At 69.0% G+C, this 15770-nt stretch carries 13 protein-coding genes; 9 read left to right on the plus strand and 4 right to left on the minus strand.

Translation table 11 applies throughout. The features are described from left to right. Nucleotides 1-139 precede the first annotated feature (139 nt). Genes desA through ACIP6U_RS36425 form a run of 4 tightly spaced genes read left to right on the plus strand, consistent with a single transcriptional unit; the run spans nucleotide 140 to nucleotide 5145 of the window. Nucleotides 140-1582, plus strand: coding sequence for a lysine decarboxylase DesA (desA, locus tag ACIP6U_RS36410; protein WP_401726819.1), 1443 nt, complete (start codon nucleotides 140-142; stop codon nucleotides 1580-1582). Further along, nucleotides 1566-2849, plus strand: coding sequence for a lysine N(6)-hydroxylase/L-ornithine N(5)-oxygenase family protein (locus ACIP6U_RS36415; RefSeq protein ID WP_401726821.1), 1284 nt, complete (start codon nucleotides 1566-1568; stop codon nucleotides 2847-2849). The genes desA and ACIP6U_RS36415 overlap by 17 nt, the downstream gene beginning before the upstream one ends. Next, nucleotides 2846-3379 (plus strand): GNAT family N-acetyltransferase, encoded by a 534-nt coding sequence (locus tag ACIP6U_RS36420; RefSeq protein WP_401726823.1) that lies wholly within the window; start codon nucleotides 2846-2848, stop codon nucleotides 3377-3379. Before ACIP6U_RS36415 ends, ACIP6U_RS36420 begins: the two co-directional genes overlap by 4 nt. Further along, nucleotides 3376-5145, plus strand: a complete 1770-nt coding sequence (locus ACIP6U_RS36425; protein WP_401726825.1) for an IucA/IucC family protein — start codon at nucleotides 3376-3378, stop codon at nucleotides 5143-5145. The genes ACIP6U_RS36420 and ACIP6U_RS36425 overlap by 4 nt, the downstream gene beginning before the upstream one ends. A gap of 80 nt (nucleotides 5146-5225) precedes the next feature. On the opposite strand, the gene ACIP6U_RS36430 is transcribed toward ACIP6U_RS36425, so the two are convergent. Continuing rightward, nucleotides 5226-6830, minus strand: coding sequence for a beta-N-acetylhexosaminidase (locus ACIP6U_RS36430; protein WP_401726827.1), 1605 nt, complete (start codon nucleotides 6828-6830; stop codon nucleotides 5226-5228). Between the two features lie 84 nt (nucleotides 6831-6914). Between ACIP6U_RS36430 and ACIP6U_RS36435 the strand changes: the two genes are divergently transcribed. Then, nucleotides 6915-7802, plus strand: coding sequence for a DUF4429 domain-containing protein (locus ACIP6U_RS36435; protein ID WP_401726829.1), 888 nt, complete (start codon nucleotides 6915-6917; stop codon nucleotides 7800-7802). A 69-nt stretch (nucleotides 7803-7871) separates the two neighbouring features. On the opposite strand, the gene ACIP6U_RS36440 is transcribed toward ACIP6U_RS36435, so the two are convergent. Next, nucleotides 7872-9437, minus strand: a complete 1566-nt coding sequence (locus ACIP6U_RS36440; RefSeq protein ID WP_401726831.1) for a purple acid phosphatase family protein — start codon at nucleotides 9435-9437, stop codon at nucleotides 7872-7874. A 186-nt stretch (nucleotides 9438-9623) separates the two neighbouring features. Between ACIP6U_RS36440 and ACIP6U_RS36445 the strand changes: the two genes are divergently transcribed. Together ACIP6U_RS36445 and glmS are read left to right on the plus strand one after the other, a co-directional pair. After that, nucleotides 9624-9881 carry a hypothetical protein gene (locus tag ACIP6U_RS36445; protein WP_401726833.1) on the plus strand — a complete coding sequence of 86 codons (258 nt, stop codon included), beginning with the start codon at nucleotides 9624-9626 and terminating at the stop codon, nucleotides 9879-9881. Between the two features lie 12 nt (nucleotides 9882-9893). Further along, nucleotides 9894-11711 (plus strand): glutamine--fructose-6-phosphate transaminase (isomerizing), encoded by a 1818-nt coding sequence (glmS, locus tag ACIP6U_RS36450; protein WP_401726835.1) that lies wholly within the window; start codon nucleotides 9894-9896, stop codon nucleotides 11709-11711. Nucleotides 11712-11834: 123 nt separating this feature from the next. On the opposite strand, the gene ACIP6U_RS36455 is transcribed toward glmS, so the two are convergent. After that, nucleotides 11835-12398 carry a GPR1/FUN34/YaaH family transporter gene (locus tag ACIP6U_RS36455; protein WP_401726837.1) on the minus strand — a complete coding sequence of 188 codons (564 nt, stop codon included), beginning with the start codon at nucleotides 12396-12398 and terminating at the stop codon, nucleotides 11835-11837. Nucleotides 12399-12540: 142 nt separating this feature from the next. After that, nucleotides 12541-13068, minus strand: a complete 528-nt coding sequence (locus ACIP6U_RS36460; RefSeq protein WP_401726839.1) for a universal stress protein — start codon at nucleotides 13066-13068, stop codon at nucleotides 12541-12543. 311 nt (nucleotides 13069-13379) lie between these two features. On the opposite strand from ACIP6U_RS36460, the gene ACIP6U_RS36465 reads away from it, so the two are divergent. Together ACIP6U_RS36465 and ACIP6U_RS36470 are read left to right on the plus strand one after the other, a co-directional pair. Continuing rightward, a complete protein-coding gene (locus tag ACIP6U_RS36465) occupies nucleotides 13380-13700 on the plus strand; it encodes a hypothetical protein (RefSeq protein ID WP_401726841.1) in 321 nt (106 codons plus the stop codon). Between the two features lie 378 nt (nucleotides 13701-14078). After that, nucleotides 14079-15284 carry a helix-turn-helix domain-containing protein gene (locus ACIP6U_RS36470; protein ID WP_401726843.1) on the plus strand — a complete coding sequence of 402 codons (1206 nt, stop codon included), beginning with the start codon at nucleotides 14079-14081 and terminating at the stop codon, nucleotides 15282-15284. The last annotated feature ends 486 nt before the right edge of the window (nucleotides 15285-15770 follow it).

The raw sequence follows: 15770 nt of genomic DNA on the forward strand, positions 1-15770 counted from the left end.
GCAGCTGGGTTGTTGCAGCTGGGACTCACGTGATCACAGTCACGGGAGAGGCAGGGTTTCGTTCGCGTTACTTAGGTTAGGCTAACCTAAGTAACGCCTCGGGCCCCCTTTCCCCGCCCCCACCGGAGGACCACGCACCATGCGCTCGCACCTGCTCAATGACACGACCGCGGAGCAGTACCGCCGCTCCGTGACCGACGGCGTCGAGCGGGTGGCCGCCAAACTCGCCGCCACCGACCGTCCGTTCACCGGCGTCTCGGTCGACGCCCTCGCTCCCCGGATCGAGCGGATCGACCTGGACACCCCGCTGCTCGACACCGCGGCCGTGCTCGACGAACTGGAGGAGGTCTACCTCCGGGACGCGATCTACTTCCACCACCCCCGCTACCTCGCCCACCTCAACTGCCCGGTCGTCATCCCGGCGGTGCTCGGCGAGGCCGTCCTGTCCGCCGTCAACTCCTCCCTGGACACCTGGGACCAGTCGGCCGGCGGCACCCTGATCGAGCGCAAGCTCATCGACTGGACCAACGCCCGCATCGGCCTGGGCGAGAACGCCGACGGTGTGTTCACCTCCGGCGGCACCCAGTCCAACCTCCAGGCCCTGCTGCTGGCGAGGGAGGAGGCCAAGACCGACTCGCTCGCCGAACTGCGTATCTTCGCCTCCGAGGTCAGCCACTTCAGCGTGAAGAAGTCCGCGAAACTGCTGGGCCTCGGCCAGGACTCGGTCGTCTCGATCCCCGTCGGCAACGACAAGCGGATGCAGACGGTCGCCCTCGCCCGGGAGTTGGAGCGCTGCAAGCAGGACGGCCTGGTCCCGATGGCCGTCGTCGCCACCGCGGGGACCACCGACTTCGGCTCCATCGACCCGCTGCCCGAGATCGCCGAGCTGTGCGAGCAGTACGGCGTCTGGATGCACGTCGACGCGGCCTACGGCTGCGGACTGCTCGCCTCGCTCAAGCACCGGCACCGCATCGACGGCATCGAGCGGGCCGACTCGGTCACCGTCGACTACCACAAGTCCTTCTTCCAGCCGGTGAGTTCGTCCGCCGTGCTGGTCAAGGACGCCTCGACCCTGCGCCACGCGACCTATCACGCGGAGTACCTGAACCCGCGCCGGATGGTCTCCGAGCGCATCCCCAACCAGGTCGACAAGTCCCTTCAGACCACCCGCCGTTTCGACGCGCTCAAGCTGTGGATGACGCTGCGCGTGATGGGCGCCGACGGCATCGGCGGACTCTTCGACGAGGTCTGCGACCTGGCCGTCGAGGGCTGGCAGCTGCTCGCCGGCGACCCGCGCTTCGACGTCGTGGTCGAGCCGACGCTCTCCACCCTGGTCTTCCGCTACATACCGGCCGCCGTCACCGACCCGGCCGAGATCGACCGCGCCAACCTGTACGCCCGCAAGGCCCTGTTCGCCTCCGGCGACGCGGTGGTCGCGGGCACCAAGGTGGGCGCCCGCCACTACCTGAAGTTCACCCTGCTCAATCCTGAGACCACGGCGGCCGACATCGCCGCCGTCCTCGACCTGATCGCCGGCCACGCCGAGCAGTACCTGGGAGAGTCCCTTGACCGCGCGTCCTGAAACCCCGTCCACGATCCATGACTTCGTGGGGATCGGGCTCGGTCCCTTCAACCTCGGCCTCGCCTGTCTGACCGAGCCGATCGACGAACTCGACGGCGTCTTCCTGGAGTCGAAGCCCGACTTCGAGTGGCACGCGGGCATGTTCCTGGAGGGCGCCCACCTCCAGACCCCGTTCATGTCGGACCTGGTCACGCTGGCCGACCCGACCTCCCCGTACTCCTTCCTCAACTACCTGAAGGAGCGCGGTCGGCTCTACTCGTTCTACATCCGGGAGAACTTCTACCCGCTGCGCGTCGAGTACGACGACTACTGCCGCTGGGCCGCCAACCAGCTGAGCAGCGTCCGCTTCAGCACCACGGTGACCGAGGTGACGTACCAGGACGAGGACGGGCTGTACCTCGTGACGACCGCGGCCGGCGAGGTGTTCCGCGCCCGCCGGCTGGTCCTGGGGACCGGCACCCCGGCGTACATCCCCGAGGCCTGCGAGGGTCTGGGCGGCGACTTCATCCACAACTCCCGTTATGTGCAGCACCGGGAGGAGCTGGTCAAGAAGGAGTCGATCACGCTGGTGGGCTCCGGGCAGTCCGCCGCCGAGATCTACTACGACCTGCTCGGTGAGATCGACGTGCACGGCTACCGGCTGAACTGGGTCACCCGCTCGCCGCGCTTCTTCCCGCTCGAATACACCAAGCTCACGCTGGAGATGACCTCCCCGGAGTACATCGACTACTTCCGCGAGCTGCCCGAGGCCACCCGCTACCGGCTCACCAGCGAGCAGAAAGGCCTGTTCAAGGGCATCGACGGCGACCTGATCAACGAGATCTTCGACCTGCTCTACCAGAAGAACCTCGGCGGTCCGGTGCCCACGCGCCTGCTCACCAACTCCGCGCTGACCGGCGCGCGGCACGAGAACGGCACGTACACGCTCTCGTTCCGCCAGGAGGAGCAGGGCAAGGAGTACGACCTCGACTCGCAGGGCCTGGTGCTGGCCACCGGCTACCGGTACGCCGAGCCCGAGTTCCTGCGCCCGATCAGGAACCGGCTGTGCTACGACGTGCACGGCAACTTCGACGTGGCCCGCAACTACGCGATCGACACCACGGGCCGGGGCGTCTTCCTGCAGAACGCCGGCGTGCACACCCACAGCATCACCAGCCCCGATCTGGGCATGGGCGCCTACCGCAACAGCTCCATCATCCGTGAGCTGCTCGGCAGCGAGTACTACCCGGTCGAGAAGACGATCGCGTTCCAGGAGTTCGCCGTATGACCTTCACCTTCCGCCCCCTGGACCCGCTCCAGGACGCCGAGTTGCTGCACTCCTGGGTCACCCATCCCAAGGCGGCCTACTGGATGATGCAGGACGCCCGCCTCGAGGACGTCGAGCGCGCGTACATGGAGATCGCGGCCGACCCGCACCACCACGCGCTGCTCGGGCTGCGGGACGGCGTGCCGGTCTTCCTGATGGAGAAGTACGACCCCGCGCACCGCGAACTGGTCGGGCTGTACGAGCCGTTGCCCGGTGACGTCGGCATGCACTTCCTCACCCCGGCGACCGACACGCCCGTCCACGGGTTCACCCGCGCCGTCATCACCGCCGTACTGGCGCACCTCTTCGAGGACCCGGCGACCGAGCGTGTGGTCGTCGAGCCAGACGTGTCCAACACGGCCGTGCACGCCCTGAACGAAGCGGTCGGGTTCGTGCCCGAGCGTGAGATCCAGAAGCCGGAGAAAATGGCGTTGTTGAGCTTCTGCACCCGCGAGCAGTTCCGGCTGGCGACGACGGGGGTGCCCGCATGAGCCTCGCCGACGCCGTGGCCCACCTCTCCCCCGAGCGCTGGGAGCAGGCCAACCGCCAGCTGATCCGCAAGGCCCTCGCCGAGTTCGCGCACGAGCGGCTCATCACCCCTGAAAAAGATGGGGACTTGTACGTCGTCCGCAGTGACGACGGGCTGACCCGCTACCGCTTCACCGCCGCCCGCCACGCCCTCGACCACTGGCAGGTGGACGCCGGTTCGATCACCCGCAGCCGGGACGACGCCGAACTCCCGCTGGCCGCCCTGGACTTCTTCATCGAGCTCCAGCAGACCCTGGGCCTGAGCGAGGAGATCCTTCCGGTCTACCTGGAGGAGATCTCCTCCACCCTCTCCGGCACCTGCTTCAAGCTCACCAAGCCCCAAGTGACCGCTGCCGACCTTGTGAAGAGCGACTTCCAGGCCATCGAGACCGGCATGACCGAGGGCCACCCCTGCTTCGTCGCCAACAACGGCCGGCTCGGCTTCGGCATCCACGAGTACCTCGCGTACGCCCCTGAGACCGCGAGCCCGGTCCGCCTGGTCTGGCTGGCCGCGCACCGCTCGCGCGCCGCGTTCACCGCGGGCGTCGGCATCGAGTACGAGTCGTTCCTGCGCGAGGAGTTGGGCGAGGCGACGGTCGAGCGGTTCCGCGAACTGCTCACCGGGCGGGGCCTGGACCCCGAGGACTATCTGCTGATCCCGGTCCACCCCTGGCAGTGGTGGAACAAGCTCAGCGTCACCTTCGCGGCCGAGATCGCCCGCGGGCTCCTCGTCTGCCTCGGCGAGGGCGACGACGAGTACCTGGCCCAGCAGTCCATCCGGACCTTCTTCAACGACTCGCACCCCGAGAAGCACTATGTGAAGACGGCCCTGTCCGTCCTCAACATGGGCTTCATGCGCGGACTTTCGGCCGCGTACATGGAGGCGACCCCGGCCATCAACGACTGGCTGGCCCAACTCGTCGAGGGCGACCCGGTGTTGAAGTCGACGGGCCTGTCGATCATCCGCGAGCGGGCGGCCGTCGGGTACCGGCACCTGGAGTACGAGAAGGCGACCGACCGCTACTCGCCGTACCGGAAAATGCTCGCGGCGCTGTGGCGCGAGAGTCCCGTCTCCTCCCTCCAGGAGGGCGAGTCGCTGGCCACCATGGCCTCCCTGGTCCATGTCGACCGCGAGGGCGCGTCCTTCGCGGGCGCGCTGATCGAGCGGTCGGGCCTCGCGCCGGCCGAGTGGCTGCGGCACTATCTGCGGGCCTACTTCACCCCGCTGCTGCACAGCTTCTACGCCTACGACCTGGTCTACATGCCGCACGGCGAGAACGTGATCCTGGTCCTGAAGGACGGGGTCGTGCAGCGCGCGATCTACAAGGACATCGCCGAGGAGATCGCCGTCATGGACCCGGACGCGGTGCTGCCGCCCGAGGTCCGGCGGATCCGCGTGGAGGTCCCGGAGGAGAAGAAGCTCCTGTCGATCTTCACGGACGTCTTCGACTGCTTCTTCCGCTTCCTCGCCGCGAACCTCGCGACCGAGGGAGTCCTGACGGAGGACGACTTCTGGCGCACGGTCGCCGACGTCACCCGCGAGTACCAGGCGTCGCTGCCCGAACTCGCCGAGAAGTTCGAGCAGTACGACATGTTCGCGCCCGAGTTCGCGCTGTCCTGCCTCAACCGGCTCCAGCTGCGCAACAACCAGCAGATGGTCGACCTGGCCGACCCGGCGGGCGCGCTTCAGCTGATCGGCACCCTGAAGAACCCGATCGCCGGGTTCTGACCCCAAGACGGCGGGCACCCCGGAGCACGGTCCTCCGGGGTGCCCGTCTTTTTCTCAACTCCTAGTGACTACAAGGCGCTTCAGCCGCTGCTGGGCCAAGGCACCTGCGGGGACCGGTAGTAGGAGATCCCCAGCGCGTCCCACCGCGGAGCCTGCGCCGCGAGCCGCACCTTGTAGGCGTCCCAGTCGTGCGTGGCGGCCGGCGACCAGCCGAGTTCGGCCGTGCCCGCGAGCCGCGGGAAGGCCATGTACTCGAGGTCGGCGCTCGTCACGAGCGTCTCGGTCCACAGCGGGGCCTCCACGCCCTTGACGGACGAACTCGGCGCCCCGGCGAGGTAGGTGCCCGGGTCCCAGTCGTAGGCCCGCCGGACCTCGACCAGTCCGGCCCAGTCCTGGCCGAGCGGGGTGTCGTCGGTGTACTTCATGTCGAGGTAGAGCCGGTCGGCCGGCGACAGGACCAGTCCGGTCCCGTTCCGTGCCGCCGCCACGACCTGTGCCTTCTCCTCGGCACTGGCGTCGTCCAGACCCCAGTACTGGGCGAGGGCCCCCTTGGCCGGGTGCGCGCCGGTCAGCTGGTGCCAACCGACCACCGTCTTCCCGTACTTGGCGACGATCGGCTGCACCCGGTCCATGAACTTCACATAGTCCTCATGGCTGGTGGAGTGCGCCTCGTCGCCGCCGATGTGCAGGTAGCGGCCGGGGGTGAGGGCGGCCAGCTCACGGATCACGTCCTCCGCGAAGTCGTAGGTGACCTCCTTGCCCGCGCACAGCGAGCTGAAGCCGACCTCGGTGCCGGTGTAGAGCGGGGGCGCGACCCCGTCGCAGTTGAGTTCGGCGTACGAGGCGAGGGCCGCGTTGGTGTGGCCGGGCATGTCGATCTCGGGGACGACCTCCAGGAAGCGCGAGGAGGCGTACCGGACGATCTCCTTGTACTCGGCCTTGGTGTAGTAACCGCCCGGGCCGCCGCCGACCTGGGTGGAGCCGCCGTACGTGGCAAGGCGCGGCCAGGAGTCGATCGCCAGGCGCCAGCCCTGGTCGTCGCTGAGGTGCAGATGGAGTTTGTTGATCTTGTAGAGGGCGAGTTCGTCGATGTAGCGCTTGACCTGGTCGACGGTGAAGAAGTGCCGGGAGACGTCGAGCATCGCGCCGCGGTAGGAGTAGCGCGGCCGGTCCTCGACGGTGCCGCCCGCGACGGTCCACGGGCCGTGCCGGACGGACTTCGACTCGATGGCGGCGGGCAGCAGTTGGCGCAGGGTCTGCACACCGTGGAAGAGACCGGCGGGGGCGCCGGCGGTGATGGTGACGCCGCCGCTGCCGCTGTCCAGGCGGTAGCCCTCGGCGCCGTACCGTCCGGGGTCGAGGTGCAGCCGGATGCCGCCGCGGCCCTTGGTGGTCACCGGCAGCGGATAGCCGGTGGACGGGCGCAGCACGGCCGCCAGGTACTCGCCGACCCGGCGGACCTCGCGGTGGTCGCTGATCTTGATGGCGGTGTCACGGGTGATCCGGTAGGGCGCTCCGCCCGGGCTGACCGAGGCGGGCGTGGGGACGATCCGGTCGAGCGGGGTCGCGGCGGGTGTCGTGGGGGTCGGTGCCGCGCCGGCCGTGAACGTGCCGGCCGCGGCGACGAGCAGCAGGGATCCGAGGACCCGGACCATGCGGGGAGTCGTTCTGTGGTGCCGTCTCACATGCGCTCCCTTCTACTGTGACCAGAGTGGAGGGACAGATTGGTCAAGACCACTCTCCCGCAGATCCGGTGAAACAATCCCTCCATGGCGGAAATCCTCCAGAAGGACGGCACGTGGGCGTTCGACGGCGACGCCCTGCGACTGACTCCCGGACGGGACAAGAACGTCAGCCTGTTGCGCAGGACCCTGGGCGAACTCATCGTGCCGCTGGGCTCGTTGGCGGGCGTGTCCTTCGAACAGGGCCGCAAGTCGGGCCGACTCAGACTGCGGCTGCGCGACGGCGCCGACCCGCTGCTGCACGCCACCGGGGGCCGGCTGGCCGAGCCGAACGACCCGTACCAACTGGTGGTGGAGTCCGACCGCTACGGCGTCGCCGAGTACTTCGTGGACGAGGTCCGCAACGCGCTGCTGCTGGACGAGGTACCGGCCGACCCGGTGGACGGCTATCTGCTGCCCGGCCCGTCCGTCCCGCTGTCGGTGTCCGCCGGGGACGGCACGGCGAGCTTCGACGGGGAGCGCGTCCGGCTGGAGTGGAACTGGAAGACCGAGGACGCCAAGGCCGCCGCCGGGGTGCGCAGCCTCGCCGTCGCCGACATCATCGACGTCGAGTGGCAGCCCGCGGTGGGTCTGGAGAACGGGCATCTGCGCTTCACCGTGCGGCACGCGCCGACCAAGGCGCCGCCGAAGTACGACCCCAACTCGGTGGAGCTGTGGGGCTTCAAGAAGGATCCGCTGATGGCCCTGGTCGCGGCGGCCGTCCGGGCCCGTCTCCCGCACCCGGCCGCCGCCCCCGCGGACGTACCGCCGCCGGACGCCCGCCCCCGTCAACTCGCGCCCGCCGCCGACCCAGTTGAGGACGGCCACGACGCGTTGCTGCGCCGGCTGCGGGAGTTGGGCGAGCTGCGGAGCACGGGTGTGCTGACCGACGAGGAGTTCGCCTTGGCCAAACAGGCGATCCTCAAGCGCATGTAGCGCGCGAGGACCGCCTGTCGGTTCAACGTGTTTGCCGCCGCGCCCCGCCTTCCGGGCGCCCGGCGGGTGTTACTTGGCCTTGCGGGCGATCGTGAAGTGGTCGATGCGGTCGCCGGTCTCGGCGATGCCCGACACCTTCAGCTTGGCCAGGTGTCCGCGCGCGGCGGGCTCCACGTCCACGCGCAGGAACGAGTAGTTGAGGTAGCGGACCCGGGACCAGGTGACGGTCTCGTTGACCTTGCCGGACTTGGTGTTGACGAAGGCGGCGACGGACTCGACGTCCTTCACGTGGCCCTCGTAGGAGTCCGGCGCGCTGAACGCGTACAGGCTGCGGCCGGCCGCGCCCGCCGTCACGTAGACGACACCCTCGGTCTCGGGGTACGCGGTCTCGCCGATCGGGAGCTTCTTGACGACCTTGTCGCCCTTGAGGACGTCGGTGCGCTCGTACTGGTGGTTGTGGCCGTTGATGACCAGGTCCACCGTGTACTTCTCGAACAGCGGCACCCACTCCTGGCGCACTCCCCCCTCCGAGGAGTGCGCCGTGGAGGTGCAGTACGCGCAGTGGTGGAAGAACACGACGATGAAGTCGATGTCCTTCGAGGCGCGGTACTTCTTCAGCTGCTTCTCGAACCATTTGGTCTGCGTGCCGCCCGAGATGCCGAGGTTGGCCGGGATCTCGAAGGAGATGTCGTTGGCGTCGAGCGAGATGACCGCCGTGTTGCCGTAGGTGAAGCTGTAGACGCTCGGCAGGTTCTTGGGGTCGGGACCGTTGTCCGGCAGGGTCCAGCGGGCCTCTTCGCCGCCGTAGCCGTTGGGCGAGTACCAGGCCTCCATGTCGTGGTTGCCGTAGGCGGGCATCCACGGCACGGACTTGGCGACCGACTCGGTCTGGGCGAGGAACTGGTCCCAGATGCGCGAGTCGAAGCCGGTGTCGGAGGTCACGCCGCCGCCGGACGGGTCGGCGTACGCGATGTCACCGGCGTGCAGGTGGAAGGCCGGGTTCTGGGCGAGCAGCAGGCTGTCGTTGGCCAGGCCGTGGTAGCCGACGCCCTCGTCGCCGAAGGCGGTGAAGGTGAACGACTTCTTGCGGTCGGGCGCGGTGGTGAAGGTGCCCAGGGTGCCCAGCAGGTGCGGCTCGGCCGGGTCGAAGCCCTGGTGGCCGACGCCGTAGTAGTAGGTCTTGCCCGGGCGCAGGTGGGTCAGCTTGGCGTGTACGTAGTACTGGGTGTGGTCGGCGCTGGCGCCCACGCCGGCCGGCGTGTAGAGCGAGCGGACCTCGGCCTCGATCTTGCGCGAGAGGTCCCAGGGGTGGGCGCCGATGCGGATGAAGGGCTTCTTCACCGGGAGCGGCACCTGCCACGAGACGGTCATCTCGGTGCTCGCGTCGGTGCCGAAGGCGAGGTGGCGGCCGAAGGGGGAGACGAGCGAGCCGTCGACGGTCTCGGTCGCGGGGGCGCTGCGCTGGGTGGGAACCGCGGCCTGCGCGACCGCACCCGGCACGAACGCGCCACCGGCGACGGCGCCGATCGTCACGGCGCCGCCTCTCATCACGTTGCGCCGGGAGAATTTGGCGCGCAGGTACTCGTGCTGCTCGGCCATACTCATGCGCTCGGCCAGCTCTTCGGGTACGCCCATACGAGGAATGTCCATGGCGTCTGAAACTCGTCCCCTCAGACAACGAGGCGCCAGACGCGGAATGGACGGCCTGCGAACAGAGGTCCATGAGAGATTCAACGTTCTCCCAAAGCTTGCCAACAGACCGCTGCCCGATATCGGGCAGGATTCTTGCGAAACGCTCTCCGGTGCCCCAGGATCGACCGGGTGCACGACGAACTCGTTGATCATCTGACGCGCTCCTCACCCCTGAGCCGGGGCGAGGCGCTGCGGGTGATCCAAGAGGTGCTCGCCTACTTCGACGAGACGACCACCGAGTACGTCCGTCGCCGCCACCGCGAGCTCCAGGCCAGGGGCCTGGTGAACGCGGAGATCTTCGACCGGATCGAGGCGGACCTGAAATACCGGGCGGTCGCGCCGCCGGAGCTCACGCTCAGGCAGCTGCGCCGCATCGTCTACGGCTAGGAACACGTATATATGTGCGGAATCGTCGGATACATCGGCAGGCGTGACGTGGCCCCGCTGCTGCTGGAGGGCTTGCAGCGGCTGGAGTACCGCGGCTACGACTCGGCGGGCATCGCCGTCACCTCACCGAAGACGGCAGGCCTGAAGTCGGTCAAGGCCAAGGGCCGGGTGCGCGACCTGGAGGCCAAGGTCCCGGCCCGCTTCAAGGGCACCACCGGCATCGCCCACACCCGCTGGGCCACCCACGGCGCCCCCTCCGACGTGAACGCCCACCCGCACCTGGACGCCGAGAGCAAGGTCGCGGTCGTCCACAACGGCATCATCGACAACGCCTCCGACCTCCGCCGCAAGCTGGAGGCGGACGGTGTCGTCTTCCTCTCCGAGACCGACACCGAGGTCCTGGTCCACCTCATCGCCCGCGCCCAGGCCGAGACCCTGGAGGAGAAGGTCCGCGAGACCCTCCGGGTGATCGAGGGCACGTACGGCATCGCCGTGCTGCACGCCGACTTCCCCGACCGCATCGTGGTGGCGCGAAACGGCTCCCCGGTCGTCCTCGGCATCGGCGAGAAGGAGATGTTCGTCGCCTCGGACATCGCCGCCCTGGTCGCCCACACGCGGCAGATAGTGACGCTGGACGACGGCGAGATGGCCACCCTCAAGGCCGACGACTTCCGCACGTACACCACCGAGGGCACCAGTACGACGTCGGAGCCGACCACCGTGGAGTGGGAGGCGGCCTCCTACGACATGGGCGGCCACGACACGTACATGCACAAGGAGATCCACGAGCAGGCCGAGGCCGTCGACCGCGTCCTGCGCGGCCGCATCGACGACCGCTTCTCCACCGTGCACCTCGGCGGCCTGAACCTGGACGCCCGCGAGGCCCGGCAGATCCGGCGCGTGAAGATCCTCGGCTGCGGCACCTCGTACCACGCGGGCCTGATCGGCGCCCAGATGATCGAGGAGCTGGCCCGCATCCCCGCGGACGCCGAGCCGGCCTCCGAGTTCCGCTACCGCAACGCGGTGGTCGACCCCGACACCCTGTACGTCGCCGTCTCCCAGTCCGGCGAGACCTACGACGTCCTCGCGGCCGTCCAGGAGCTGAAGCGCAAGGGCGCGCGGGTCTTCGGCGTCGTGAACGTGGTCGGCTCGGCGATCGCCCGCGAGGCGGACGCCGGCATCTACGTCCACGCGGGTCCCGAGGTCTGTGTGGTCTCCACGAAGTGCTTCACCAACACCACGGTCGCCTTCGCCCTGCTCGCCCTGCACCTGGGCCGCACCCGCGACCTCTCGGTCCGCGACGGCAAGCGGATCATCGAGGGCCTGCGCAAGCTCCCCGCCCAGATCACCGAGATCCTGGCGAAGGAGGAGAAGGTCAAGAAGCTGGCGGAGCAGTACGCCGACGCCCGCTCGATGCTCTTCATCGGCCGCGTCCGGGGCTACCCGGTGGCCCGCGAGGCCTCCCTGAAGCTCAAGGAGGTCTCCTACATCCACGCCGAGGCCTACCCCGCCTCGGAGTTGAAGCACGGCCCCCTCGCGCTGATCGAGCCCGCGCTCCCGACGGTCGCGATCGTCCCCGACGACGACCTCCTGGAGAAGAACCGCGCCGCCCTGGAGGAGATCAAGGCCCGCAGCGGCCGCATCCTGGCGGTCGCCCACCAGCCCCAGGAAAAGGCCGACGAGACGATCGTGGTCCCCAGGAACGAGCCCGAACTCGACCCGATCCTCCTGGGCATCCCCCTCCAACTCCTCGCCTACCACACGGCATTGGCCCTGGGCCGCGACATCGACAAGCCGAGGAACCTCGCGAAGTCGGTGACGGTGGAGTAGAGGCTTTTGGCTTTTAGGGGCGCGGGGAACTGCGCGAGCAACCCCCACCCGCCCGCGGAGGCCACTCAACAGAACAATCCCCCACGTGTGCCTCTTACACGTGGGGGATCACTCCGCTGCAACTCAGCCGGCGGCCGTCACACCCCGACCCGCAGCCCGCCGCGGAAGCACTGTCGGCCAGTGGGCCAACGAGGCCGTCGCCGCGTACCAGGCCACCGCTCCCGCCGCAACGGCGAACCAGCCCCCGACCTTCGCCAGGGAACCGTTGTCCGCGAACAGCGCGATCGCGAGCAGCACGAGGGAGACGAAGAACAACCCGTAGGTACCCTGCGTCAGTTGATCCCCACCCGCGAGGGTCACGGACAGGGCCACGAGAGCGAACAGGACCAGGAACAACCCGGCCGCGTTGTCCGACACGGAGTCACCGGCGGTGACGGCCCAGGTGAACCAGAGCGCGCCGAAGGCCGAGAAGGCCGTACCGGTCAGGGCGTCGCCGTCGCGGAAGGCGAACAGTCCGGCGACGAAGAGGGCAACTCCGCCCACGTAGTGGGCCAGTGACACGGCGTCAGCCGCCGACACCCCGTCGATCACGTCGGCATACCCGAGGCCGAACGCCAACAGAGTGATTCCCAGGGCCAGTCGGCCGACGATCGAGGTGGTACTTCCCGCAGAGACGTCATTGTCCACGGCGGGCTCCCTTCATGCATGTGCGTTTGTGCGGTGTGACCGATATATGCCCTTCACAAGGACACAAACACCTCTGCACAGCAGGGAATTCGGAGCCGACCGGCGAGTTGGACCTACGAGTTACGGGATGACGGCCTACGGGTCACGGGATGACGACGACGGGCCGCTGCGCCCGCTTGGCGAGCCGCCCCGCGACGGAGCCGAAGATGCGTCCGACGATGCCGTGGGTCGAGCCGACGACGATCGCGTCCGCCTCGTACTCCCGCCCCACCTCTTCGAGTTCGTGGCAGATGTCGCCACCGCGCTCGACGAGGATCCAGGGCACCTCCGCCAAGTACTCGGCGCACGCCAGCTCCAGACCGAGCACCTCGGTGCGGTGGTCCGGCACGTCGACGAAGACCGGTGGCTCGCAGCCGGCCCACACCGTGGTGGGCAGCCGGTTGGCGACGTGGACGATGATCAGGCCCGAGCCGGAGCGGTGGGCCATGCCGATGGCGTACGCCAGGGCGCGCTCGCTGGAGGTGGAGCCGTCGAAGCCGACGACGACGCCGTGCTTGAAGGCTGGATCGCAGGAATGGCGTGGTTCTTCCGCCGCCTGGGGCTCGGCCGCCGTGGGGTCGGCGACGGGCCGCTTGCGGTCCGCGGGTTCGAAGTATTCGTGACCGGCCATGGCTGTCTCGGCGTTTTGATCCTTTTTGGGAGGGACGACAGAGTGCGGCGGAGCTGTGTCCGGGAATTATCTTCCCAACCCCATACCCCCAAGGGTACGGCGGCACGCCTCCTTAGCGCAGATCCCGCCCCCCGTGCGTGGGGGTTCCAGGGAGCATGCACGAGGGGGCGCCCGTAACGCAATGGTTGCTGCGCTGTACAGGCGGTTTGCACAGGATTCACTTACCGTGCGGCCGGTAAGAGGGGGGCGTACAGTGACCGACCGCTCGAACAGGCGTTGAACCGCGTGAGCCGCCGCCCCAGGGAGCACGCATGTCCGGACCGCACGCCACCCCCGAGACCACCCCGCCCCAGGACTCCGTGACCGACGTCGTCCGCTGGGCCGCCTTCAGCTGTGTCCTGGTCCCCGTGGTTCTCCTCTGGTACGGCGGCTCGCTCGCCGGCGCCGCAGGTACGGCCCTCGGACTGGCCGCCGTCACCGCCGTGTGCCGGCTGCTGCTGCGGCAGTCCGAACGCGGTGCCGCGCAGCTGCGGGCGGAGGAGCGGACACCGGCTCGCGGACACCGGCACCGGGCCGGCACGGGGGCCCGCAGGAGCGGGCGGCACACTGGGGGAAGTACACCGGTCGGCTGACCGGTTTCCGCGCACACGCACAGCGCTTTTCAGCCAACTTCCGGCCAGGGCGCGTTCCTTACCCCCGGTACCCCCCAACCCCCGTTCCACCTGCACGGAAAGGGTCCCGGAGACCCTGCGCACCCTACGTGGATTGGCCACTGCGACAAGGCGCACTTCCCTGCACGGCCCACGAGTGCAACGCTTCGTGATCGAATGCTTCACGCCAAGTTGCCATGTCGACAATGTGCCGGTTCCCGAACTGGGTCACCCCGGCACCACGCGACACAGTAGATTCGATCTTGACGTCTTACGGCGGGGGACTCGTGCAGGACCGAGGGGAAACGTGCAGGAGCGACACAACCGAGGAGCCGCGACCACCGAGGGGGGCTTAGCAGTATGAGCCACGACTCCGCTGCCGCGCCGGAAGCCGCGGCCCGGAAGCTTTCCGGGCGACGCCGCAAGGAGATCGTCGCGGTGCTGCTGTTCAGCGGCGGCCCCATCTTCGAGAGTTCCATACCGCTGTCGGTGTTCGGGATCGACCGCCAGGACGCCGGCGTGCCGCGCTACCGATTGCTGGTGTGCGGCGGCGAAGAAGGCCCACTGCGGACCACAGGGGGCCTGGAACTCACCGCGCCACATGGCCTGGAAGCGATCTCACGCGCGGGCACGGTCGTCGTACCGGCCTGGCGTTCGATCACTTCACCACCGCCCGAGGACGCGCTCGACGCACTGCGCCGGGCCCATGAGGAAGGCGCCCGCATCGTCGGACTGTGCACCGGCGCCTTCGTCCTCGCCGCGGCGGGCCTGCTGGACGGCCGTCCCGCGACCACACACTGGATGTACGCACCGACGCTGGCCAAGCGTTATCCGTCGGTGCACGTGGATCCGAGAGAACTGTTCGTGGACGACGGAGACGTGCTGACGTCCGCCGGTACGGCCGCGGGCATCGACCTCTGTCTCCACATCGTGCGGACCGACCACGGCAACGAGGCGGCCGGCGCGCTGGCCCGTCGCCTGGTCGTCCCGCCGCGCCGGACGGGAGGTCAGGAGCGATACCTGGACCGCTCTTTACCAGAGGAGATCGGCGCCGACCCGCTGGCCGAGGTCGTCGCCTGGGCGCTGGAGCACCTTCACGAGCAGTTCGACGTGGAGACGCTGGCGGCACGCGCGTACATGAGCCGTCGTACGTTCGACCGCCGCTTCCGCTCCCTCACGGGCAGTGCCCCGCTGCAATGGCTGATCACGCAGCGGGTGCTCCAGGCACAGCGTCTGCTGGAGACGTCGGACTACTCGGTGGACGAGGTGGCGGGCCGCTGCGGCTTCCGCTCCCCCGTCGCCCTGCGCGGGCACTTCCGCCGCCAGCTCGGTTCGTCGCCGGCGGCGTACCGTGCCGCGTACCGCGCCCGTCGCCCGCAGAGCGAGCGCCCGACCGATCCCGAAGGCACGTCGGGCCCCACCGGCCCGTCCATCCCTTCGGGCCCGCTGACCGCGCTCCCGCCCGAGGGCCCGGTCCCGATGCAGACCCGCCGCACGGCGGCCAGCGCGATCGGCACGGCGTCGTCACTGTCGGCGAGCGTGCCGGGCCCACGCACGGGTAGCTGACGTCGCACCTCGAACGCCGGACCGGCTGTCTCACACAGCCGGTCCGGCGTTCGAGTTCGTCCCGACGGTCGAGGAGGCGCGGGACCTTGCTGAAAAAGCCCGCACGTCTCGATGCCGGCCCGGCCAATTTCAGCCCGTCCGGCGTTCGAGGCCGAGGCCGAGGCCCAAGGAGGTCGGCACTTCTCATCGCCGGTGCAGGCATTTTCAGCCCGTCCGGCGTTCGAGGCCGAGGCCGCCACCCCTGGCTCCCACCCACCCGCTGGGGCTTCACCTGGGGCGGGCCCTTGCCGAGGAGGCGCAGGCCCTTACCGAGGAGGTCGGCACTTCTCATGGCCGGTGCAGGCATTTTCAGCCCGTCCGGCGTTTGAGGACGAGGCCGCCACCCCTGGCCCCCACCCACCCGCTGGGGCTTCACCTGGGGCGGGCCCTTGCCGAGGAGGCGCAGGCCCTTACCCAGGAGGTCGGCACTTCTCATCGCCGGTGCAG

This window comes from Streptomyces sp. NPDC088794, from assembly GCF_044750545.1.
Taxonomy (GTDB): Bacteria; Actinomycetota; Actinomycetes; order Streptomycetales; family Streptomycetaceae; genus Streptomyces.